The 21,763-nt window shown below is 37.5% G+C and carries 22 protein-coding genes and 1 tRNA gene; 7 read left to right on the top strand and 16 right to left on the bottom strand.

Going from position 1 to position 21,763, the window contains the following annotated elements; all coding sequences use genetic code 11:
- Positions 1-19 precede the first annotated feature (19 nt).
- Positions 20-880: an acyl-ACP--UDP-N-acetylglucosamine O-acyltransferase gene (gene lpxA, locus P9L98_06220; GenBank protein ID MDP8216887.1), complete on the top strand. Its 861-nt coding sequence runs from the start codon at positions 20-22 to the stop codon at positions 878-880.
- Positions 881-883: 3 nt separating this feature from the next.
- Here lpxA and P9L98_06215 read toward each other — a convergent pair whose 3' ends face one another.
- Together P9L98_06215 and P9L98_06210 are read right to left on the bottom strand one after the other, a co-directional pair.
- Complete coding sequence (locus P9L98_06215; protein MDP8216886.1) at positions 884-1,843, bottom strand: acetyl-CoA carboxylase carboxyltransferase subunit alpha; 960 nt, start codon at positions 1,841-1,843, stop codon at positions 884-886.
- 2 nt (positions 1,844-1,845) lie between these two features.
- Complete coding sequence (locus P9L98_06210; GenBank protein MDP8216885.1) at positions 1,846-2,757, bottom strand: L,D-transpeptidase family protein; 912 nt, start codon at positions 2,755-2,757, stop codon at positions 1,846-1,848.
- A 181-nt stretch (positions 2,758-2,938) separates the two neighbouring features.
- Between P9L98_06210 and P9L98_06205 the strand changes: the two genes are divergently transcribed.
- From P9L98_06205 to P9L98_06195, 3 genes are all read left to right on the top strand, one after another.
- Positions 2,939-3,850 (top strand): PfkB family carbohydrate kinase, encoded by a 912-nt coding sequence (locus P9L98_06205; GenBank protein ID MDP8216884.1) that lies wholly within the window; start codon positions 2,939-2,941, stop codon positions 3,848-3,850.
- Positions 3,851-4,080: 230 nt separating this feature from the next.
- Positions 4,081-5,712: a hypothetical protein gene (locus P9L98_06200; protein ID MDP8216883.1), complete on the top strand. Its 1,632-nt coding sequence runs from the start codon at positions 4,081-4,083 to the stop codon at positions 5,710-5,712.
- The gene (locus P9L98_06195; protein ID MDP8216882.1) at positions 5,712-7,331 is read left to right on the top strand and encodes a hypothetical protein; all 1,620 of its coding nucleotides are present in this window, start codon (positions 5,712-5,714) and stop codon (positions 7,329-7,331) included. The genes P9L98_06200 and P9L98_06195 overlap by 1 nt, the downstream gene beginning before the upstream one ends.
- Before the next feature lie 3 nt (positions 7,332-7,334).
- Here P9L98_06195 and P9L98_06190 read toward each other — a convergent pair.
- Positions 7,335-7,423 (bottom strand) — tRNA-Ser (locus tag P9L98_06190).
- A gap of 5 nt (positions 7,424-7,428) precedes the next feature.
- Complete coding sequence (locus tag P9L98_06185) at positions 7,429-7,821, bottom strand: thioesterase family protein (protein ID MDP8216881.1); 393 nt, start codon at positions 7,819-7,821, stop codon at positions 7,429-7,431.
- Between the two features lie 107 nt (positions 7,822-7,928).
- On the opposite strand from P9L98_06185, the gene P9L98_06180 reads away from it, so the two are divergent.
- The gene (locus P9L98_06180; GenBank protein MDP8216880.1) at positions 7,929-8,597 is read left to right on the top strand and encodes a carbohydrate binding domain-containing protein; all 669 of its coding nucleotides are present in this window, start codon (positions 7,929-7,931) and stop codon (positions 8,595-8,597) included.
- A gap of 2 nt (positions 8,598-8,599) precedes the next feature.
- Here P9L98_06180 and P9L98_06175 read toward each other — a convergent pair whose 3' ends face one another.
- Genes P9L98_06175 through P9L98_06155 form a run of 5 tightly spaced genes read right to left on the bottom strand, consistent with a single transcriptional unit; the run spans position 8,600 to position 11,398 of the window.
- Positions 8,600-9,118 (bottom strand): hypothetical protein, encoded by a 519-nt coding sequence (locus P9L98_06175; protein MDP8216879.1) that lies wholly within the window; start codon positions 9,116-9,118, stop codon positions 8,600-8,602.
- Positions 9,119-9,132: 14 nt separating this feature from the next.
- Positions 9,133-10,191 carry a mechanosensitive ion channel family protein gene (locus P9L98_06170; GenBank protein MDP8216878.1) on the bottom strand — a complete coding sequence of 353 codons (1,059 nt, stop codon included), beginning with the start codon at positions 10,189-10,191 and terminating at the stop codon, positions 9,133-9,135.
- A 16-nt stretch (positions 10,192-10,207) separates the two neighbouring features.
- Complete coding sequence (locus P9L98_06165) at positions 10,208-10,588, bottom strand: PilZ domain-containing protein (GenBank protein ID MDP8216877.1); 381 nt, start codon at positions 10,586-10,588, stop codon at positions 10,208-10,210.
- Between the two features lie 33 nt (positions 10,589-10,621).
- Positions 10,622-10,984: a hypothetical protein gene (locus P9L98_06160; GenBank protein MDP8216876.1), complete on the bottom strand. Its 363-nt coding sequence runs from the start codon at positions 10,982-10,984 to the stop codon at positions 10,622-10,624.
- Positions 10,985-10,993: 9 nt separating this feature from the next.
- Positions 10,994-11,398, bottom strand: a complete 405-nt coding sequence (locus P9L98_06155) for a hypothetical protein (protein MDP8216875.1) — start codon at positions 11,396-11,398, stop codon at positions 10,994-10,996.
- 105 nt (positions 11,399-11,503) lie between these two features.
- Here P9L98_06155 and P9L98_06150 point away from each other — a divergent pair, with 105 nt between their 5' ends.
- Complete coding sequence (locus P9L98_06150) at positions 11,504-12,124, top strand: LysE family transporter (GenBank protein MDP8216874.1); 621 nt, start codon at positions 11,504-11,506, stop codon at positions 12,122-12,124.
- A gap of 15 nt (positions 12,125-12,139) precedes the next feature.
- Here P9L98_06150 and P9L98_06145 read toward each other — a convergent pair whose 3' ends face one another.
- The 3 genes from P9L98_06145 to P9L98_06135 form a co-directional block, all read right to left on the bottom strand.
- Entirely contained in the window at positions 12,140-13,105 is a 966-nt protein-coding gene (locus tag P9L98_06145) for an ATP-binding protein (protein ID MDP8216873.1), read from the bottom strand.
- 124 nt (positions 13,106-13,229) lie between these two features.
- Positions 13,230-13,664 (bottom strand): 4Fe-4S binding protein, encoded by a 435-nt coding sequence (locus tag P9L98_06140; GenBank protein MDP8216872.1) that lies wholly within the window; start codon positions 13,662-13,664, stop codon positions 13,230-13,232.
- A 21-nt stretch (positions 13,665-13,685) separates the two neighbouring features.
- Positions 13,686-14,150 carry a pyridoxamine 5'-phosphate oxidase family protein gene (locus tag P9L98_06135; GenBank protein MDP8216871.1) on the bottom strand — a complete coding sequence of 155 codons (465 nt, stop codon included), beginning with the start codon at positions 14,148-14,150 and terminating at the stop codon, positions 13,686-13,688.
- A 363-nt stretch (positions 14,151-14,513) separates the two neighbouring features.
- On the opposite strand from P9L98_06135, the gene P9L98_06130 reads away from it, so the two are divergent.
- Positions 14,514-15,746: a glucose-1-phosphate adenylyltransferase gene (locus P9L98_06130; protein MDP8216870.1), complete on the top strand. Its 1,233-nt coding sequence runs from the start codon at positions 14,514-14,516 to the stop codon at positions 15,744-15,746.
- A gap of 142 nt (positions 15,747-15,888) precedes the next feature.
- Here P9L98_06130 and P9L98_06125 read toward each other — a convergent pair whose 3' ends face one another.
- From P9L98_06125 to gdhA, 4 genes are all read right to left on the bottom strand, one after another.
- Positions 15,889-16,593, bottom strand: coding sequence for an ANTAR domain-containing protein (locus P9L98_06125; GenBank protein MDP8216869.1), 705 nt, complete (start codon positions 16,591-16,593; stop codon positions 15,889-15,891).
- On the bottom strand, positions 16,590-17,924 hold the full coding sequence (locus P9L98_06120; GenBank protein MDP8216868.1) for a glutamine synthetase family protein: 1,335 nt from the start codon (positions 17,922-17,924) through the stop codon (positions 16,590-16,592). Before P9L98_06120 ends, P9L98_06125 begins: the two co-directional genes overlap by 4 nt.
- Positions 17,925-18,050: 126 nt before the next feature.
- On the bottom strand, positions 18,051-20,240 hold the full coding sequence (gene purL, locus P9L98_06115) for a phosphoribosylformylglycinamidine synthase subunit PurL (protein MDP8216867.1): 2,190 nt from the start codon (positions 20,238-20,240) through the stop codon (positions 18,051-18,053).
- Between the two features lie 26 nt (positions 20,241-20,266).
- Positions 20,267-21,610, bottom strand: a complete 1,344-nt coding sequence (gene gdhA, locus P9L98_06110) for an NADP-specific glutamate dehydrogenase (protein ID MDP8216866.1) — start codon at positions 21,608-21,610, stop codon at positions 20,267-20,269.
- Positions 21,611-21,763: the final 153 nt, after the last annotated feature.

The raw sequence follows: 21,763 nt of genomic DNA, 5'->3' as shown, positions 1-21,763 counted from the left end.
TTTGTGCTATAATTAAGCAATGAAAATAGATAAAACAGCAATAGTAGATTCCAGAGCTAAGATTGGCGAAGGCGTTGAGATAGGGCCATACTCTATAGTAGAAGAGCATGTAGAGATAGGAGCAGGTACAGAGATACTGCCTTTCTGTCATATAAAAGGTTCGACCAAGATAGGTAAAAACAATCTCATCCACACCGGCTCTGTTATTGGTGAAAAACCACAGATGCTAGGGCTAAAGAAGCAATTAGGACATCTCCTAATAGGCGATGATAACATAATAAGAGAATATGCAACTATCAATACTTCAACGGAAGAAGAGAATCGAACAGAGATAGGTAGCAATAACTATCTAATGAGCTTCTCTCATATTGCTCACGACTGCTGCTTGAAAAACAATATCACAATAAGTAACGGCTCACTCTTAGCAGGGCACGTTGAAATAGAAGAGGGTGTAACAATCTCAGCAAACACCGCTATACACCAATTTGTAAGAATAGGACGGCTGGCTATGATCGGAGGGCTATCGCGTGTAACAAAAGACGTACCTCCGTTTATGATGTTAATAGGTAATTCTAAAATATTTGGAATTAATAGAGTAGGTATAAAACGTGCTGGTTTTAGCAATGAAGAGATAGATGAAGTCAAAAAAGCTTACACAATAATATATCGCAAAAGATTACCTTTAAATAAAATAATAGAAGAACTTAAAAAGATAGAATCAACTAAAGCAAAGGAGATAATAGCATTTATAGAAAGTTCAAAACGGGGAATCTCCGGAGGCAAAACTTCAAATCTACTGGAGAAAACATTTCTGAATTATCCCCTCTCTGTAAGACAGAGAATAGATACTTATAAATTATTTAAGAAGAGAGACAGATAAAGATCACGAAGAAGATTCAGATATAAGACCTATCTTCCTAAATTTCTGATAACGCTTATCTATAAGGTCTTGAATGGATATACCTTTAAGCTCGCTTAAAGACCGGCAGATAAAATCTTTAAGATTATTGGCAGCAACTTCAGGCTCTCTATGCGCCCCGCCTAAAGGTTCTTCTATTATCCCATCTATTATCCCAAAACTTAATAGATCTTCTGCGTTAAGTCTTAATGCCTTTGAAGCCTGTTCTGCCATTGCTCTGTCCCGCCATAATATCGCAGCACAGCCTTCCGGCGATATAACAGAATAATAAGAATACTCAAACATAGAGACCCTATCACCTATACCTATCCCTAAGGCTCCGCCGCTTCCTCCCTCTCCTATAATAACAACAATGATAGGGGTCTTTATCTGAAACATATCTCTGATATTTTCAGCTATGGAATGAGCCTGACCTCTCTCTTCGGCTCCAACGCCGGGATAAGCACCTGGAGTATCTATCAAAGATATGACCGGCAAAGAGAATCTCTCAGCCAAGCTAAAGATTCTGGCAGCTTTTCTATATCCTTCAGGATGAGCACAACCGAAATTCCGCTCTAAATTCTCTTTTGTATCTCTTCCCTTTTGGTGCCCAACAACAGCAACTCTCTCTCCGCCTATCTTTGCAAGCCCTGTAATTAAAGCTTTATCATCTCCAAAACATCTATCGCCATGAAGCTCTATAAAATCATCCATGATCATATTGGCATAGTCCAATAGAGTCGGGCGATCTGAATGACGTGATACCTGAATCTTCTGCCAAGGCGTTAAAGCTCCGTATATCTCTTTTTTAAGATTCTCTAATTTCCCTTGAAAACCGCCAATCTCATCATCAAGATTGATATTCTTATCTTGAGAGAAACTCTCCAGCTCGGAGATCTTTCTTTCTAACTCCAGTATCGGTCTTTCAAAATCCAGTTCAGCCATAATTATTCAATGATAGTAACTTTAGTGCCTAGAGGTACAACGTCATAAAGCTCTTCAACATCTTTGTTGTAAAGCCTGACGCAGCCAGCGGTTACCTGTTGGCCGATGCTTTGGGGTTTAGTTGTACCATGGATACCGTATCCTGCAAGTTCAAAACCCATCCAGCGGCTGCCAAGTATATTCTCCTCACTATCCGGAGGAACAACTGCACCGGTTTTATACCAAGTAGGATGAGAAAGTTTATTTATGATCTTAAAGTCTCCGGTTGGGGTTGAATTAAACTCACCTGTTGAGCAAGAATAAACCCTAACTATTTCATCATCCATTTTAAGAGTCAGAATATTTAAAGATTTATCTACAATAATAGAGGGTTTTGAAGTCACAATTTTCAACCTCTGTCCTATCCTGATTAAATCTGAACTTAAACTATTGCTCCTCTTTAAGAAACCTACTGTTGTATTAAAATGCTTTGCTATTAAATACAGAGTATCTCCTTTCTTAACCTCATATATTACAGAATCATCGGAGAGAAGAGGAGAGAACATTATCTTCATATTTATACCCCAAAGTTTCTGCTCTAATTTGCCTACGTCAGGATGGCTAGAAAAATTCTGGACTAATCTCTTGTACACTTCTCTAGCCTCTATTAGCTTATTATTTTCTGTGAGCTGCTTGGCAAATAATAATCCTTCTTCAAAAGTACCTTCCGCTCCTTTTTCAATCAAAGCATCAAACTGAGAAATACTCTCTATCTCAGAAGCAGCAGAGACTTCCGTATCATCTTGAGATAACTCTGTTACACCTTGATCCTGATATACTTGCTCTGAATCCTCTCTAGACGAACTTACTCCCCATATTAAAAATCCTCCTCCGACAACAACCAGTAAGATGATGATTAAAACACGCCTATCCATATACTCCTCCTAGTATTAATAATATTTTCTATATTTCAGTGGTATTTTACTTTAAACCAATGTTTTACAATTATAAAATTAGATTCAAAAAATTGCAATTAAAATGCTAAGAGAGAAAATCATCTCAAATACCGTAATTTAACACTTCCTATTTAAAATTTTATTGATAAAATAAATGACCATGAGCATTTTAGTAGTTGGTTCTGTCGCGCTGGATACCATAAAGACACCATTCGGTAAGGCTGACAAAATACTTGGCGGCTCTGCTGTCTACTTCTCTATAAGTGCAATAAACTTCGCTCCTGTTAAAATTGTTGCTGTTGCAGGAGAAGACTTTCCCAAAAAACATATCCGGTTTTTAAAAAATAAGCATATCAATATAGAGGGTTTAAAGATAGAGCAAGGTAAGACATTCTATTGGGAAGGTGAATACGGGTGGGATTTTTCAAATCCAAAGACCATAACAACTGATTTAAATGTATTTGCCAATTTCAATCCTAAGATACCCAGAAGCTATCAGAATAGCAAATATCTATTCTTAGCTAATATTGACCCTGAGATACAGATAAGAGTCTTAAATCAGGTCAAAAACCCAAAACTTATTGCTTCTGACACCATGAACTATTGGATTGAGAACAAGCGTAAAGAGCTGCTTAAACTTTTAAAAAGAATAGACATCTTTATTATAAATGAATCCGAGTCAAAAGAGCTTACTAACCAAAAAAACATCATCAAAGCCGCTAAAGAGATAATGAAGCTGGGACCAGAGATTGTAGTAATTAAAAAGGGGGAGCACGGAGTCCTGCTGTTTACAAAGAATCATATCTTTACAGCCCCGGCCTATTTGATGGAATCCGTCTCTGATCCAACAGGAGCAGGAGATACATTTGCCGGAGGATTTATAGGATATTTGGCTAAAATAAAAAGAATAGACCATGAGAATTTAAGAAGAGCAACCATCTACGGAACCATAATGGCAACATTTGCTGTTGAAGATTTTAGCCTACGCAAGCTTGGGAAGATATCAACTATCGATATAGAGAGAAGAATGAGAAAATTCAAAAAACTTACTGATTTTGAAATAAAACCTTGATCTCTCTCCTTAATTTTTCTTCATTTTTTCCTACAAATAATTCACTTTTGGCATAATATTCATCTTAAACGTAAAGATTGGTTAAACTAAGTAATTGAAGTTGTCAGTTTTTTCATAGCTGCTGTACAAGCACCTATATAACCATTTAAACCTCAATTACTTCCCTCTTGCATCTCTTGGCATGTATGTTGCATAATTATAAATAAAGAAAATACAAAATGGAGATAAAGATGAAAAAAACAATATTTTTTATGCTTATTATTTTTTTAATGTCCATCACTCTTTATGCTGCAGAATATAAAAAAGAGACTTCAATCACAGCTTTAAAACCTCAATTATCTTTGGGAGAGCTAGAATTGATTAATCTGATTCTAACGGGTGATAGTCCTAGCGCTAATATTGAAGGCTTAGCAGGTTCATCAGAGACAACGATATTTGATGGTAGAAACCACAACATAGATGGTGAGGTGATAACAGGCGGCAATACCGCAATAGGATGCAATATAAGCCAAGATAATTTAAATATAAGCGATGTAACTTTAGAGGGGGTAAACGGTACGATCATAGATAACGTTAGTTATACTCTAAATATGAATGCATTAGCTCCATTTTTGCGTAAAAATGCTAATACAATAATTACAGAAGCCACAACATTGCAAAACACTACCCTTGGCTCAAGTGAAAATTATCATATCCTATATGTAAATAACGTCAAACTAACCCTATCTACAGATTTTACTGGTTACGGCATCCTCTATATTGAAGATAGAGACCATAGCCCAGAAGAATATATTCTTGAGATGATTAATAATGCGAAATGGTACGGTGTAATCTTAATATACCAACCAGAAAGCAATAAACTCTCAAAGATATTTTTGAACGGTTCAGAAGGGGAAGGTCAAACAGGTATAGCTAATTTCTCTATGTTAGGGATAAACTATCTAACATTCGGTAATAATGCAGAGTTTGATAGCGGCAATGTCGGAGTCTCGGCTTCAGGGGGAAGTATGGTAATTGGAAATAACCATGAATTTGAAGGCTCCCTTTTTGGAAGTACTATTGTTATGGGCAATAATAATGAAGTGGCCGGAGATGTAACATACAATACATTTGTATACGGAAGCAATCTTGACCTAGATGGAAGTAAGATAACTCCACTATCACCCTCATTTCTCACTCTACCTACATTTCCAAGCTTTAGTTCCGGGACTCAAAATATATCAAGAAATAATAATGTAACTTATACCCTATTAGCTGGTTCTTATAATAACCTCTCATTCGGTAATAATTGTACTTTAATATTCTCTGGAGGAGATTATTACATCAATAAAATAACAATGGGTAATAACTGTGCAATAAAATATAGCGATATCTCAACAGTTCATATAACCAAAAAAGTGGATATGGGAAGTAATCCCCAAATTATACCTTATGATGGCAGCGTCAGCGCAGATGACTGTATTTTCTATATTAAAGGTAGCTATTCAAGCGATACATATGTTTTTGAAATGGGAAGCAACGCAATAACTGAATGTAATGTCTATGCTCCCAATACATATTCAAATATAAAGATAGGTAATAACGCTAATTGTGAGGGTTCGATTGTAGGCAATAAGATTATAGCTGGAAATAATATAGATATCACATTAGAGAGTGCATTTTCTGGTGATGAAGGAGGAGAAGGAGAGGCAGAAGAGGTCTCAATATGCGGCAGTATCATATTGATAGGAAACCAATTCTATATTCCTACCGAAGGCACATATACCAACAACTATTACTGCGAAGAAGTAATAGAGAATGTAAATTCCGGCTTAGAGTCGGCAACAGATAGCCTCTGGATGGAATGGAAAGAGGCTGAATAATGAATATAAAGAATTTAATCTCTGCATTTTTAATATTTCTCTTATTACTGCCGTCTTCTGAAGCAACCTATAAGAAGCTGACTCAAGAGAGAGGCTTAAAGATCCAATTAGATATAGATGAACTTGCAGCTTTAAACTTCCTGCTCTTAGATTCTAATTCCGCTGCTGAAATCCATGGTGAACCCGGAGAAGAAGAGTATACAATATTTAGCGGTAAAAACTTTAATATGGAGGAGATAGAAGTTGCAGGTGAAAAAGAAGCAATAAAATTAAACTTATCAACTAGCCTCCTTAACACAAGTAATATTACCTTAGAAGGCTCTCCTCCTACAGAAGGAGAGTTTGATTATTCAGTAGAGATGGATGCCCTTGCAGCTGTAATTAAAAAGAATGCTAATATTGCTCTATCAGAAGATACAACTTATATAAATATATCTATAGGTTCTGAAGATAACTTTCAGATTGTATCTGTTTCAAATGCAGAACTAACCCTATTAAATGGTTTTAGTGGTTACGGAATATTATATATTGAAGATAGATCTCATTCAGAGAGTGATCCAATACTCGAAATGCTTGGAGATGCTGCATGGTATGGCCTTATCATAATAAACCAGACAGAGAGTAAAAACTCAAAGATATATTTAAAGGGAGCTCCTGCAATGAATCTAGAAGATTTTGCTCTTGTAGGAATAGAGAGCATTATCGTAGGTAATAATTTAACAATAAATAGCGGTGCTATAGGTGCATATTTAGACGGCGGAGAAGTAGCGATAGGTGATAATGCTAATCTTGCCAGCTCAATCATAGGCGATTCAATTACCTTGGGCAATAATGCTACAGTTTCAGGAGATATTTATTATAATACTCAATTCACTACAGGTGTAGGGTTTATACATACTGGAGATGAGATCTCACCAGCCAGTATTCCTTTTTCAGGGTTACCTGACTTTCCCACTTTTGAAGCAGGAACTCAAAATATCGCTATAGCAACTAATGCTACTCATATACTAACACCGGGTAATTACAACGATATAACTATGGGAAACAATGTTACTTTAATACTTAGTGAAGGAACTTACAATATTAACAAAATATCTGCCGGAAATAACTGCTTAATAAGCTATCAAAACCCTGTAGATATTAATATTAAAGGTAAAATTGAATTTGGAAACACTCCTAAAATAAAACCAGAAAATGAATCTGTAGGTGCCGAAGACTGCATTTTTTATGTAGAAGGCATAGACTACGAAGGAGAAGATGTTTTTTATTACGAAGATGTCTTTATTGCCTATAATCATCCTGAATTATACTGCAACATATATGCTCCAAATTCAACGGTTAAGATAGGTAATTACGGACAATATAAAGGGGCTATCATTGCCAAACATATCATATCAGGCAGTCAAACTTCAGCTTCTATTGAACTTGGAAGTGCTTTTACATCTCCCCCGACATACGTAAAAGTATATGGAAGCATAGTATTATCGGGTGATACCTTCCATATTCCTGACTCAGGCAGTAATTCTAAAGTATATTTCTCTTATGAAGCTCTTACTAAGGTAAATGAATTATTGCAATCCCTGCCAATTACCTGGGAGAAATGGAGAGAGGTTGAATAACAACGGAGGGAGGGAGATTTGAACTCCCGGTCCCGATCACTCAGAACACCTCATTTCGAGTGAGGCCCATTCGTCCGCTTTGGTATCCCTCCAAAAACTAAGTAGTAAATAAGGCTTTTACATCTTCAGGTATAATACGCGGTTTAAAACTGCTATCCACACAGACCCAGAGTGTATTTGCTTTAACCAAAAGATTATCCTCTCTTTTAATCTCTTGATAAAAAGATAGAGACGATCTCCTAACATATTCTATTTCAGCTGATATTTTAATGATATCACCATATTTAGCAGGAGATTTGTAATCTACTTCAACCTTTGAAACCACAAAATATACACCCTTATCCTGCAGCTCTTTAAGCGCTATATTCCTATCTATACAAAACTCTGTTCTCGCCTCTTCAAAATGTTTAAGATAGTTAGCGTAATAGACAACACCACCGCAATCAGTATCATGGTAATAGATACGCCTCTTAATACTAAAATCTTGCATTAATACAGTGTATACCAAGGACAGAAAAAATCAATTATTTCCTTGTTGACATATAAAGCTTCTTTTACATAGAATAAATATCCACAAATAAATAAGGAGGTGGTCATATGGCAAAAAGACTTATGGTCTTAGCTTTTCTATGTATCTTTTGCATTAGCTGCGGAAAAGCACCGTCAGGGGAAAGAGAGGCAATAACAGAGGAACCTGCAGCTGAATCTTTAGAAGAGTTGGTGGTAGAGGATATCGAACCTATCATCACAACCTATGGAGAGCCAATAATTATCGCAGATTTTAATTCTGGAGAGAAACCCAACAATATTGAAGGAAACTTTGGCGCCTGGGATAGAGACCCGGATGATATAACTCAAAGTGCAACGGATAGCTTTATAACTACTATAAGACGGGGCGATGAAGGATACTCAATTCAAATATACTATGATGTAGACTCACCCAACCCTGCTTATAACGGCTTCTGGATGGACCTTGCCGGTCTTGACGCCTCAAACAGATCTGTATTGAGCTTCTGGATAAAAGGCGATGAGATGAGAGATTATACTACAACTTTTAAAGTCGAACTTAAAAATGAAAAAGGAGAAGTCGGAAAATACTACGTAAGCAACGTAACCGATGATTGGCAGGAGGTAATTATACCTTTTAAGAGCCTTGGTGGTCTTAATGATCTATCCAGCTTAAATGAGCTTACTTTAGTATTTGAAGATATGACTGCAACTAAAAAGGAAGGCGCTATCTATATAGACGATATTTCTATAAAGTGATTTCAATGCTTGGGCTTTTTTACAGTTAACAATTTTAACTGCATTAGCCCAAGCAATCCTATTACAAAAAAAGATACTAAGGTAACCCAAAAACCTTCTTTTAATTTTATCTCATAAATAAACTTATCCAGATCTAGACCGACGATTCCATGCATTACGGTTAAAGATATTCCAAAGCCTACCAAAGAGATAAAAAGATTGAATGACCTGCTTCTCTTATATCTCTTAGAGAACCTAACGATAGATATAGCAAATACCGGAACCAGCCACAGAAACCAACTTTTATGCGCAAACTCTCTTAAGCCAAAGTTAAAGAACTTTGCTATATTTAATACAAGGCTAGAATTGCTGCCATTGGCTTCAAGGGGAATATTGAAACCGCTTAGCTTTATAATGGCTGCTCCTTCCCCTGTAAAAACTTTTTTAACAGCTCCTGCATGAGTCTGTTCAACGTTAACCCAAGGCAAGAAGAAAGAAGCAGTTATTACAATACTCGTCAGAGAAAGAATAAATCTATACATTACCCGCTTAAATATCAAGCATTAGATTTATTGATATAGAGTGTCTGCGTAGGATAGGCAAACTCTATAGCCCTAGATTCAAACTCTTTAAATAGAGCCAGATTTATCTCTTGCTGTATATCCATATACTTATTGTAATCACTACCTATAACATAATAGACAACCTCAAAGAGAAGACTGGAATTAGCATAAGAGGAGAAATGCGTTCTGTCAAATAGAGCATCCTCTACACTCTCTATGATATTCTTTACAATACCGGGGATCTGCTGCAACTTCTCATAGGGAGTCTGATATACTATTCCAAACTGGAAGAGAACCCTTCTCTGCTCCATTCTTTTATAATTCTTTATTCTTGAATCTGTTAAATCGGTATTCGAGAATATTAGCTGCTCTCCACCGAGACTTCTTATCCTGGTAGTCTTTGCACCGATATATTCAACAGTACCTAAAAGATCTCCAACTATTATAAAATCGCCCACTTCAAAAGGTCTATCAAATGTAATAGAGAAATAACTAAAGAGATCTTTTAAAACAGCCTGAGCTGCAAGACCTATAGCTATACCGCCGACACCTAAACCTGCAATAATAGCTGATATCTTAAACCCAAGATTATCCATAAAGAATATTATTGCAAGAGCCCAAATAATAAGCTTAATAATCTTTAAGGTTGTATTAAGACTCTTCTCTAATGCTATATTCTGACCATATTTTTTAAGATAATTTGTGAAGCCATAAATAACCAGGAGATCAACGAACCTTGCGATTGAAAACACTACAATTGCTAAAAATACCTTATTTACTGCCCCCTGTACCTGAGCTGTTAAATTAAGAGCAGCTAAAGCAAAGTAGAAAGAAGCAAGGTAGAAAAGAGGTAGGGCTACTTTTCCTATTACCAAAACTAAAAAATCATCAAATGTTGTTTGAGTCTTCTGAGCAAGTTTTTTAAGACGGTGCAGAGCAACAATTTTAAAAACTCTTACGATTACTACTCCTATTAAAAGTATTGCTAATGCTATAACATAATCTAAAACACTATTACCTAAATATACCCTGTTTAATATTTCTCTTAACATTTAACCCACCTCTTATTTAAAAATGAAGATATTTGCTAAGTCTCTCTGACATCTTGGCGCAAATATATTTGATAAACTTCTGCTCGTCGCCTTCTCCCATCGAAAGCATCTTTACTCCTGTATCGTATCTATCACCACTGTCTACAGGATTAGACCATATAACTTCACCTCTTAGACAAAATGGCATGTTCTCATCAGGCAGTAAAACCTCAAGTTTAATGATATTACCAAGGGTAAATTTGGTGCCAGAGCTAAAACATACCCCTCCGGCACTTATGCTTTTAACGGTTGCAGAGATTTTATCTTCACGGATACTCTTCGACTTCTCTTCACTATAGACATTTACCTTAGCACCTACTTCAAGCCTAAAATATTTTCTCCTATTTTTAATAACCATTTTATTCTCCTTCTCTTCCGTATAGATAGGTCATCAAACTAAATATATTAACAGAATTCCCATTGTTAAATAGCAGATTGCTATCCAAGGTATACTTTTACTGGTTTTACCTGCCCAGTAGTCTATATACCCATTCACTTTCTTGGGACCTAAAACAAAGACGGCTACTCCACCAATTAGATAGAGCATACCGAATATAAATATCAATAAATTCGTATCTGCAGAAACTGCAATAAACAACGCACCGATTAACACTTTGATAATACCGGCTAAATAGATATTATTTCCTTTCTTCCAAAATTTAATAAAATCCTGAAACCTTTTGTTATCGATTAGAAAAATTACACCTAAAGCAAAAAGTAATATGCCCAAAGCTTTAATCAAAAAAAGTGTCATTCTTCCTCCTTACTTAATGTATTCAGACCTATTATCTGTTAAATTCCCGTCTTCACAATCAACTACGAAGCTATCCATAGATACCTCTTCTTCCTGCCGCTTTATAACCAGACCCTGTATAGGTTTTGGTATATATATTGGCGTTCCACACTCTTTAATTATTATTGCATCACCACCCATCTCAGCAGCCATATCTTTAAGACGTTTTAACATGTGGGCTCTATTTGTCGGTGTTACTCCAAATACAGTAACCTCTCCTAATTGAATGTAAGAACCTTCAGGACTAAAAGAGAAAATTTCAATATCATCAACATCTGTAGGCGGAGAATAGTCCTGACCATAGTGTATAGATTTATACGCAGCGCAACCCTGAAGCATTAACAAAACCAAAAATAGATAGAAAACTTCCTTCATTTTAAGTTCAATTTATTATAGTCTATTCCAAAGCTATCAAGTTAGCAACAATTATAATACTAACTTAAATTTGATAAATCAAATCTTAACTAGTAAAATCTATCCATGGACTACCTCTCTATATTCTTAGTATCTTTTGCTATAGCACTATCTGGAGCCCTTGCCCCAGGACCTCTCCTCACAACTGTTGTTGCAAAAAGCATTCGTCATGGATTTAAAACAGGGCCGCTTATAATTTTAGGACACGCTGTCTTAGAAATCCTGATGGTTATATTGATAGTACTTGGACTTTCAAAACTAATAAACCAACTCTATGTAATAAAGATCGTCTCTACATTCGGAGCAATAATACTCTTTCTATTTGGAATCAATATGCTTAAATCCATCCAAAAGATCTCTTTAGATTTAGAGATAGAGGAAGATAAAAATCGTAATTTACCCTTATTAGGAATAACTATGAGTATCATCAATCCCTACTGGAGCATCTGGTGGCTAACCATAGGGTTAGGGTTGGTTCTAGGGGCAAACAAACTAGGTCTGGTAGGTATTGGAGTATTTTTAATAGGCCATATTTTTGCTGACCTCAGCTGGTATAGTATTGTCTCTCTAACAATAAGTAAAGGCAGGAGATTCATATCAGATAGAATATACAGAATAATTACATTTATCTGCGGACTTACCCTAATAGGATTTGGAATCTACTTCTCTATAGCTACCTTTCACTAATAATCGGAACTAAATTTATATAGCCTCTATCGTTGACGGCGGCTTAGAAGTAATATTATAAGTAACACTTACAACGCCTGGAACCTCTTTTGATATTCTATCCCCTAACCTTTTTAAAGTATCAAAAGAAAGATCTGTAGGGGTACCGACTGTTGCATCGCGGCTATCCCAACATCTAACTTCAATCTGAAGACCAAAGTCCCGCTTGCCATCCCTCATTCCAGTAACTCTATCTTTATGTAAAATTGCAAGGTACTGAAACGCCCCTGAATCTTTTAACTCTTCTTCTACTATAACTGTAGCAGCTCTAACCACGCTGACACGGTTAGGCGTAATCTCACCTATTACACGTGCTGCAAGAGCAGGACCTGGAAAAGGAGGCCTGGCGTATATCTCTTGGGGTAATCCCAGCTCTTTACCGACCTCTCTTATCGCCTCTTTTCTAAGTGCAGCCAGAGGCTCCAGCACCTTATAACCAAAAGCCTTCTCAGGATCTATGCCAAGCTGCTCTATGATATTATGCTGCCTCTTAACTCCTGCTATTGTCTCTTCAACATCAGTATAGTTTGTACCATGAAGCAAGAACTTTGCTCCGCTCTCTTTAACTATCCTGCCAAACACAGTCTTATAGAAAGTCTGGGTGATAGATTCGCGTTTCTCTTCAGGATCTTCTAAACCTGAAAGTGCACCAAAAAAATCATCTCCTGCGTCTATGAGCTCAACTCTGACTCCCATATCATTAAAAAGATTTACAATATATTCTGGTTCTCCCTGACGCATAAGACCTGAATCAATGAAGCACGTCTTTAGGTTGACCCCTAAAGCACGGTGAGCAAGCATAGTAACTACTGATGAGTCAACACCGCCAGACAATGCATTGATAGCTATTGCCTTTCCTGCTATGCTCTTAAGATCTTCTATCTTCTCTTTAATAAAACTCTCAACGTTCAACTCGTCCATTGTGATCTCTTTAAGACTCATCTAAATCCTCCTTTTTGTTCAAACCATTTTAAATGCCATACTGATTATGTCAAGAGTAGTTTCAAATTATAGCAAGAAAAACAGATGGAATAATATACCTCATTAAATTCGCAACTGAAAACAGCTACATTCCAATTTTACTTACCTTATCCTGCAATGTACCCATTGGGCAGATACTACACCACGCTCTTGGTTTTACAACAACAGCCATAATAATTACTATTATGGTAGTAATAAGACAGGCTGAGACAAAAACGGCCCCAATAGCTAAAATATCTCCGCCTGTATTTATCATGCGATATACAATGATAAGCATAAAAATAAACAAAATAACCCGGCGAAACCGCTGTTTTGTAAATAATTTTGGAACCGGTTTTTTAAGACTTGCTTTGGACATAACGCCGTCTAAGAATGCACCTCGCGGATAGAGATTCCAACACCAGTACCTCTTTTTAAAAAATAAGAGCATCAATAATGTAGCCATCATCGCAATGACAAGATAACCTAAGAGAGGATAAAACAACCCTCCAATAGTGATTAAAGGCAGAAACCAGATCATTATAGTTTGAGTTTTCTTTATCTAAATTTTCTCCCTTTTTAATTCACCAGTCGGCCCTATTTCGACTACCTCTTTAACTTTAATTTTAAAGATAACTACTCTTTTAGGAAATACTATTTCAAAACTATCGTGTATCCTCTCGCTCTTTAAACCTTCAATAAGCCTATCTACTGATAATCTTTTTATTTTCTCCCTAAGCTCCTTGGCAAGTTTATCATATTCTGCGCCGCTCTCTAAAATCTGCCCCTCTCCGTTTATCTGATAACCATTGAGAGTGTCAAAATCCATAACAGGGAGTGATACTCTAGGATTGATTTTTAGATTATCATAAGTTCTTCCTATTATGTAATCTATTAAATATATTAAATTTCCAACATATTTTAATAAAAACTTAGGCGCAGCATTAGGACGCCCCTTAAAATCACAGCTTGCAATATCAATAAATGTTACATCTTTAAGCAGCTCTTTTAATTTAGCCTCTATCATAATAAACTTCGTACAGCCTAAAATGAAAAAGCCCGACTTCCACCCCAGAGCCGGGCAACTTTGCCAATTTTATAACCACATCGTCTGACTAATAGTATCTTTTAAACTATAGTCTCTGTCAAACAAAAAATATATTATCTTCCAAGATAAAAACTAGGATCTATTCCTCTTTTCACCGCTTCCTCCGCCATCTCTATCGCCTTATCAAACATCTCTGGTGTCTTGTCTATAATTTCTATCAACTTTGAAAAAATATTGCTGTATTGCTCTATAAAAAATCCTCACTATTGGAAATTAAAGCATTAATTAGGCTGCTTACTTTAATTATTGAAGATATCTCTGTTTCGGACTAATATGTTTTGAATGAAAGATATACTCTGTCTCATACTGGGCGGCGGAAGAGGAGCAAGGCTATACCCTCTTACCAAGTATAGAGCAAAACCTGCAGTACCTCTAATCGGCAAATACCGCCTCATAGATGTTCCAATAAGCAACTGTCTTAATTCTGGTTTAAATAGGATATGGATATTGACCCAATTCAATTCTGCCTCTTTAAACAAGCATATAACAAGAACTTATAAGTTAAGCCACTATTCACAGGGCTTCGTAGATATATTGGCAGCAGAGCAATCAGCAGATGAGAGCGACTGGTTTCAAGGCTCAGCTGATGCTGTAAGAAAGTGTCTCAAACATTTCAACGACCCCAGAATAAAACATATTCTGATACTCTCGGGGGATCAACTCTACAAAATGAATTTTGAATATTTAATAAACTTCCACATCAAGAAAGAATCGGAACTTACCATTGCCTGCAATCCAGTTTCAAAAGAAGATACGCCAAACCTTGGAATTATGGCAACTGATAAAGATTATAGAATAAAAAAATTTATGGAAAAACCGTCAAGCGACACAGATATAGAGAGACTATCTCTAAATATTAACGGCGAAGAGAGATTCTTGGCTTCAATGGGGATATACTTTTTTCAAAAAGAGGTTCTATTTGAACTACTGTCAAAAAATAGCAATAAGTTTGATTTCGGCAAAGAGATTATACCAAATGCAATAGAAGAGAAGAGAGCCTATGCCTATACACACAGCGGCTACTGGAAAGATATTGGAACAGTAAAATCTTTTTATGACGAGAATCTAGCCTTTACAATAGATATACCCCCTTTAAATCTTTTTGATGAAGAGTGGCCGTTCTATACAAGGCCCCGCTATCTGCCTCTATCAAAAATAAATAACAGTGAGATTTCACATTCTAAAATCGCAGAAGGAACTATAATTAAAAAGGCGAAAATATCACACTCTATCATAGGTCTGCGTAGCTTTATAGATGATGGCACAGTAATAGAAGACTCTATAATCATGGGTAATGACTTTTATGATATAAATGCAGAAGACCCAGTCGTAGGAATAGGGAAAGACTGCCAGATAAAAAAAGCAATAATAGATAAAAACGTTAAGTTAGGCTCAGGAGTAAAAATAATAAATCAAAACAATATCCAAGAAGCAGAGAGTGAATACTATGTAATAAAGAATGGTATTACAGTTATACCGAAAAATACCGTAGTACCTGATAATATAATAATCTAATTTTAGCTAAAACCAGATTTACTTTACCGTCTTTCTTTTTATATTACTCAATTAAAGCTGGATCTAAAAATCATTCGCAAAAATAACAGAAGGGGCTATTAAGATTCTGTTCTTATAGAGTCCTGCACAGCAAAATGGAGCATCAGCCTTTTCTAGACTTTCTTATATCATAAGATAAGATTATAGCCTCAGCTATATTCTTCATAGATACTCTCTTATCCATGCTGGAGTTACGCATCAATCTAAATGCTTCATCTTCATCAAGATTCTGTTCCTTCATTAATATTCCTTTTGCACGTTCAATCTTTTTACGTGCATCAAGTTCAGCTTGGGCAAGCTGCGTCTTTATCAGAAGCTCTGTATTCTCAATTGCAACAGCAGCCTGGTTAGCTACAGCAGTCAGAAGCAGAATATCACCTTTACTAAATTTGTAACTCTCAGTAGTGTATAGATTTATAACCCCTATCAGACTGTTCTTAACCATCATAGGCACGCTAAGCATAGAGACAAGACCTTCTTCTTTGGCCAACTTTTTCTCTTTAAATATCTTATCCTTAAAAACGTTCTCCACTATCTTTGGCTTCTTACTCTTAGCCACAAGACCTACTATACCCTCTCCTGCTTCAAGAGTCCTCTCTTTTAAATATCTTTCACTCATAGCCTGAGTAGCGCGTATCCTGAGTCCGCCTGTATCTTTTTCTAATAACCATAGAGAGCAGATCTTAGCCCCCATAACATTAGCGGTTAGAGTAACAATCAGCTTTAAGACATCCTCTAAATATAGATCGGATGTTATAGCCTTACTTATCTCACTTAGAGTCTCAACATGTTTTTTGTAGGCCCTCATAAAACAGGAAGGTATGTATCTATCTCATAATCATGGACACGCTTTCTATATTCGTCCCATTCAATCTTCTTGGCCATTATTAGGTTAGAGAAGACGTGTTCACCTAAGGTCTCATGCAAAAGCTCGCTACCTTCAGCAACCTCAATCGCCTCTATCAAACTACCGGGCAGAGACCCAATGCCAAGCTCTTCCATCTCTTCAACCGTCAGGCGATAGACATCCTTCTCGAGGGGTTCTTGGAGCGGGTAGTCATTCTCTATACCTTTTAACCCTGCTGTAAGCATGGAGGCAAAAGCAAGATAGGGGTTACAAGCTGGATCCGGTGAACGAAACTCAATACGCATAGCCTTCTCTTCTCCCGGCTTATACATCGGCACACGGATCAAAGAAGAGCGATTACGATGAGCCCAGCAGATATAGATCGGAGCTTCATAACCCGGGACAAGCCTCTTGTAAGAGTTAACCCACTGGTTACAGACAAGAGTAATCTCTTTAGCATGCCTTAAGACGCCTGCTATATAACCCTTGGCTTCTTTTGAAAGATTGTTTCTATCTTCTCTATCAAAGAAAACATTTCTATCTTCTTTAAATAGAGATTGATGCACATGCATGCCAGAGCCATTCACACCATAGATAGGCTTAGGCATAAAGGTGGCATAGAGCCCGTGCTTCTGAGCAATCTCTTTAACAACCATGCGATATACCATAACGATATCAGCCATAGCTAAAGCATCTTTATAGCGCAAATCTATCTCGTGCTGAGATGGTGCTACCTCATGGTGGCAATACTCTACGTGAATCCCCATCTCTTCAAGCGTTAAAATAATTTCACGCCTAACTTCATTACCGGCGTCTAAAGTTGTAATGTCAAAATAACCTCCTTCATCTAAAATCTCTGTACCTTTTTCGTCTTTAAATATAAAGAACTCTAATTCAGGTCCTATATTGAAGAGATAGCCAAGCCTCTCTGCCTTCTCCAGAGTCTTCTTCAAGACATATCTCGGATCCCCTTGATAAGGAGTCTTATCGGGGTTTAAGATATCGCATAACATCCCGGCAACTGCCTTCTCTCTGGGTCTATACGGTAATATTGCAAAAGTAGAGGGGTCAGGCAGAGCAATCATATCAGATTCATCTATACGTGCAAAACCCTTGATAGATGAACCATCAAACCCCATACCGCCTTCAAGAGCATCGGAGAGCTCTTCGCGTGTTATAGTAAAACCTTTCATCTGGCCGGTTATATCAGAAAACCATAAACGTATAAACTTAACGTCATTCTCTCTAACTAATCTTAGAACCTCTGATCTATTCAATCTTTTACCTGGCATATATTAACCTCCTTCTGCTTCAATAATTTTAAACCAGATAGATTTATTAAGCAAGCCGATTTAAGATAATAAAAAGCCAGGGGTCTTTTTTAAATAACCCCTAGCTTAATTATAATTTAATGACTCTTATTTTACAAAATTCTCTTTCCAAGCTTTATTTAGCTTAGAGATCTCTAGGTCTAACAACCTCTTACCACTCTTTACTATTCTAAGTCTTGCTCCTCCCGTATGCCCTATTATTTTAGAAGGAATACCTATTCTTTTTGCCTCAGATAGAACCTTATCAGCATCTTTGGATTTGCAAGAGAGAACTACTCTGGATTGAGTCTCTGAGAATAGGAGCAGATCATCTCTTAAAACAGAGTTGATCTCAATATTAGCACCTACCTTTTTACTGCCTGAGATACAGGACTCTGCTATAGCAACAGCCAAGCCGCCTTCAGAACAGTCATGCGCAGAGAGTAAGATATTTTTCTCTATCAACGATAAGACTGCTCTCTGAAGCTTTTTCTCTGAATCAAGATTGATAGACGGAGCCTTGCCTATCTTCTTACCATGGATAGTCTTTAAGTATTCACTGCCGCCTAACTCATTTTTAGTGCTGCCCAGAAGAATAATCACATTATCTGATGATTTAAAGTTCTGCGTCATCGGTTTTACACCTCTGCTAATAACTCCAACCATGCCTACTAGAAGCGAAGGGTTGATTGAACCCTTGGGGTTTTCGTTGTTAAAGCTTACATTACCGCTAACAATAGGGATACTTAACTCTTTTGCTGCCTTACTCATACCTATGACAGACTGTCTGAACTGCCAGTAGACACCTTCATTATAAGGACTGCCGTAATTTAAACCATCTGTTATACCTAAAGGACGAGCACCGCTAACAGCAAGATTACGCGCAGCTTCAGCCACAGCAATTTGGCCGCCTTTATTAGGGTCAAGCAGAGTATAGGTTGAATTACCATCTACAGTCACTGCTATCTTTTTACTAGTTCCTTTAACAGATAACACTGCGGCATCCGAACCAGGTCCAACATTGATATACTTTGCAGATGTCTTAGATCTCTTATATAGAGACTCTTTGCTTCTAATTGTTGGAGCCTTAAGAAGCTTTAAGAGTGTATCACCCAAACTCTTGGGCTGCTCGATCTCATCCAGATTAAGCTTTGAAATCTTATCCATATATACAGGTCTTTTAAACTTTCTGGTATAGATAGGGGCTTCAACAAGTGCTGCAGGGGTAACTTCAGCTACAATCTTATCTCCCTCTTTAACTCGCAATACCTTCTCTTTTATTACCTTGCCGATAAGATTACAGGGTACGCCCCAACTTTTTAAAACAGCCTCTACCTTTGATAGATTCTTAGGTTTTATAATCACAAGCATCCTTTCTTGAGACTCAGAGAGCATAACCTCATAGGCTGTCATCTTCTTCTCGCTTCTTGGTACAGAGAGCAAGTCTATCTCCATGCCCATAGAAGCCTTATAAGCTGTCTCAGAAGTAGAGCAGGTTAAACCTGCCGCACCCATATCCTGCATTCCTATTACAAGATTCTTCCTTATAAGCTCAAGGCAGGCTTCACGCAGGACCTTACCCATCTTAGGGTCTCCGATAGCAACCGCACTGCTCTTTTTTGTTGCCTCCTCAGTAAGTCCGGCAGAAGCCATAGCTGCACCTTCGACTCCGTCGCGGCCTGTAGCACGGCCGATAATAAGGACAAGAGAGCCTACACCCTTAGCCCGAGCTGTAACAATATCTTTATGCTTAACAACTCCCACTGTAAAAGCATTTACAAGAGGGTTACCCTCGTAAGATTCATCGAAGTATATCTCACCGCCTACAACAGGCATATCTACTTTATTAGCATAATCAACAAAACCTTTAGCAATGTTCTTAAGTAAATATTTTGTACGCGGCTTATCTAAATTACCCAATCTTAAAGAACCTAATAAGGCAATCGGCCTTGCTCCCATGGTAAAGACATCTCTTAAACACCCTCCTCCTCCTGTTGCCGCAGCCTCGTAAGGTTCAATTGCAGAAGGATGATTATGAGACTCTATCTTTATAGCTACACCAATCTCATCACCCATATCAACGACTCCAGAGTTTTCACCCGGACCCTGAAGAACATTCCTTCCTTTAGTAGGCATAAATTTAAACACCTTCTTGGAATTCTTATATGAACAATGCTCGCTCCACATGGCAGAGAACATTCCTAACTCCGTATAGTTTGGCTCTCGTTTTATAACCTTTTTTATCATCTTATACTCTTCGTAACTGAGCCCCATCTCTTCAATAATATCTCTTTTCATCTTACTCCCCTTAAATAATTGGTTGATTAAACAAGACCTTGGTCCATCATTGCGCGGGCAACCTTTAGGAATCCTGCAATATTAGCACCGTTAACAAGATTCCCAGGCGTACCATGCTCTTCGGCTGCTGCTCTTGCTGATTCGTATATATCAACCATTATCTGATACAGATTCTTATCTACCTCCTCAAAGCTCCAGCCTAATCTCTGAGAGTTCTGAGCCATCTCTAACCCTGATGTTGCAACTCCGCCTGCATTAGCTGCTTTACCGGGACCGAAAGAGACTTTATTCTTTAAGAACAACTCAATAGCTTCGGGAGCAGAGGGCATATTCGCACCCTCTGCAACTGCAATACAACCGTTCTTAATAAGCACCTCGGCAGCTTTTTCATCAAGCTCATTCTGTGTTGCAGAAGGAAGAGCTACATCGCATTTGATATTCCAGATACCGCTACAACCCTCATGATACTCTGCCGACTTATGCTCATTGAGATACTCTTTGATTCTCTTACGCTCAACCTCTTTAAGCTGCTTTACTGTATCAAGCTTAATACCGTCTTTATCATAGATAAACCCGCTGGAATCAGATAATGCAACTACTTTTGCGCCTAACTCTTGGGCTTTCTCAGCTGCATAGATAGCAACATTGCCGGACCCCGATATAACAACAGTCTTACCTTCAAAAGATGTGCCTCTATCTTTTAGCATCTCTTGGCAAAAATAGACACAGCCGTATCCTGTTGCTTCAGTCCTAACCAAAGAACCGCCGAAATCAAGACCCTTACCTGTTAAAACACCGTTGAAAAGACCGGTAAGCCTCTTCCATTGCCCAAACATATATCCTATCTCCCTGCCTCCAACACCGATATCGCCAGCTGGAATATCAGTATCAGCACCGATATGGCGAGAAAGCTCGCTCATAAAGCTCTGACAAAACCTCATCACTTCAGAGTCAGACTTTCCTTTAGGGTCAAAATCTGAGCCGCCTTTTCCTCCGCCCATCATAAGACCGGTGAGTGAGTTTTTAAAAACCTGCTCAAAACCTAAAAACTTAATAATACCGATATAGACTGAAGGATGAAACCTAATCCCGCCTTTATACGGCCCTAGAGCAGAATTAAACTGAACTCTGAAAGCTCTATTAACATAGGTCTTACCCTTATCATCCTGCCAGGGTACACGAAATATGATCTGACGCTCCGGCTCAACTATCCTCTCCAGGAGTGCTGCATCTTCAAATTCAGGATGTTTATCGACTACTGGAATAAGTGATTCTAAAACTTCAGTTACTGCTTGATGAAATTCTAACTCTCCTGGATTACGTTTTTTTACCGTCTCAAGAACGTTTTTTACATATCCTGTTACTGACATAATCATACCTCCTTTTTTAAAATCTGTTTCTCACTTTTTATTATTATTCTTTTCAGGTGGTAACGGCGCTTTAGAGATTGTAAGTCTTAACTGGCATCTTAGGCACCGCTGAGCTTCTTTTTGAGCTTCTCTTTTGTCAAAACCACATTCTAC

The sequence above is a fragment of the Candidatus Kaelpia imicola genome, assembly GCA_030765505.1.
GTDB lineage: Bacteria > Omnitrophota > Gorgyraeia > Kaelpiales > Kaelpiaceae > Kaelpia > Kaelpia imicola.
The sequence above is the reverse complement of the archived record's forward strand: the minus strand, read 5'-3'. Positions and strand labels throughout refer to the sequence as shown.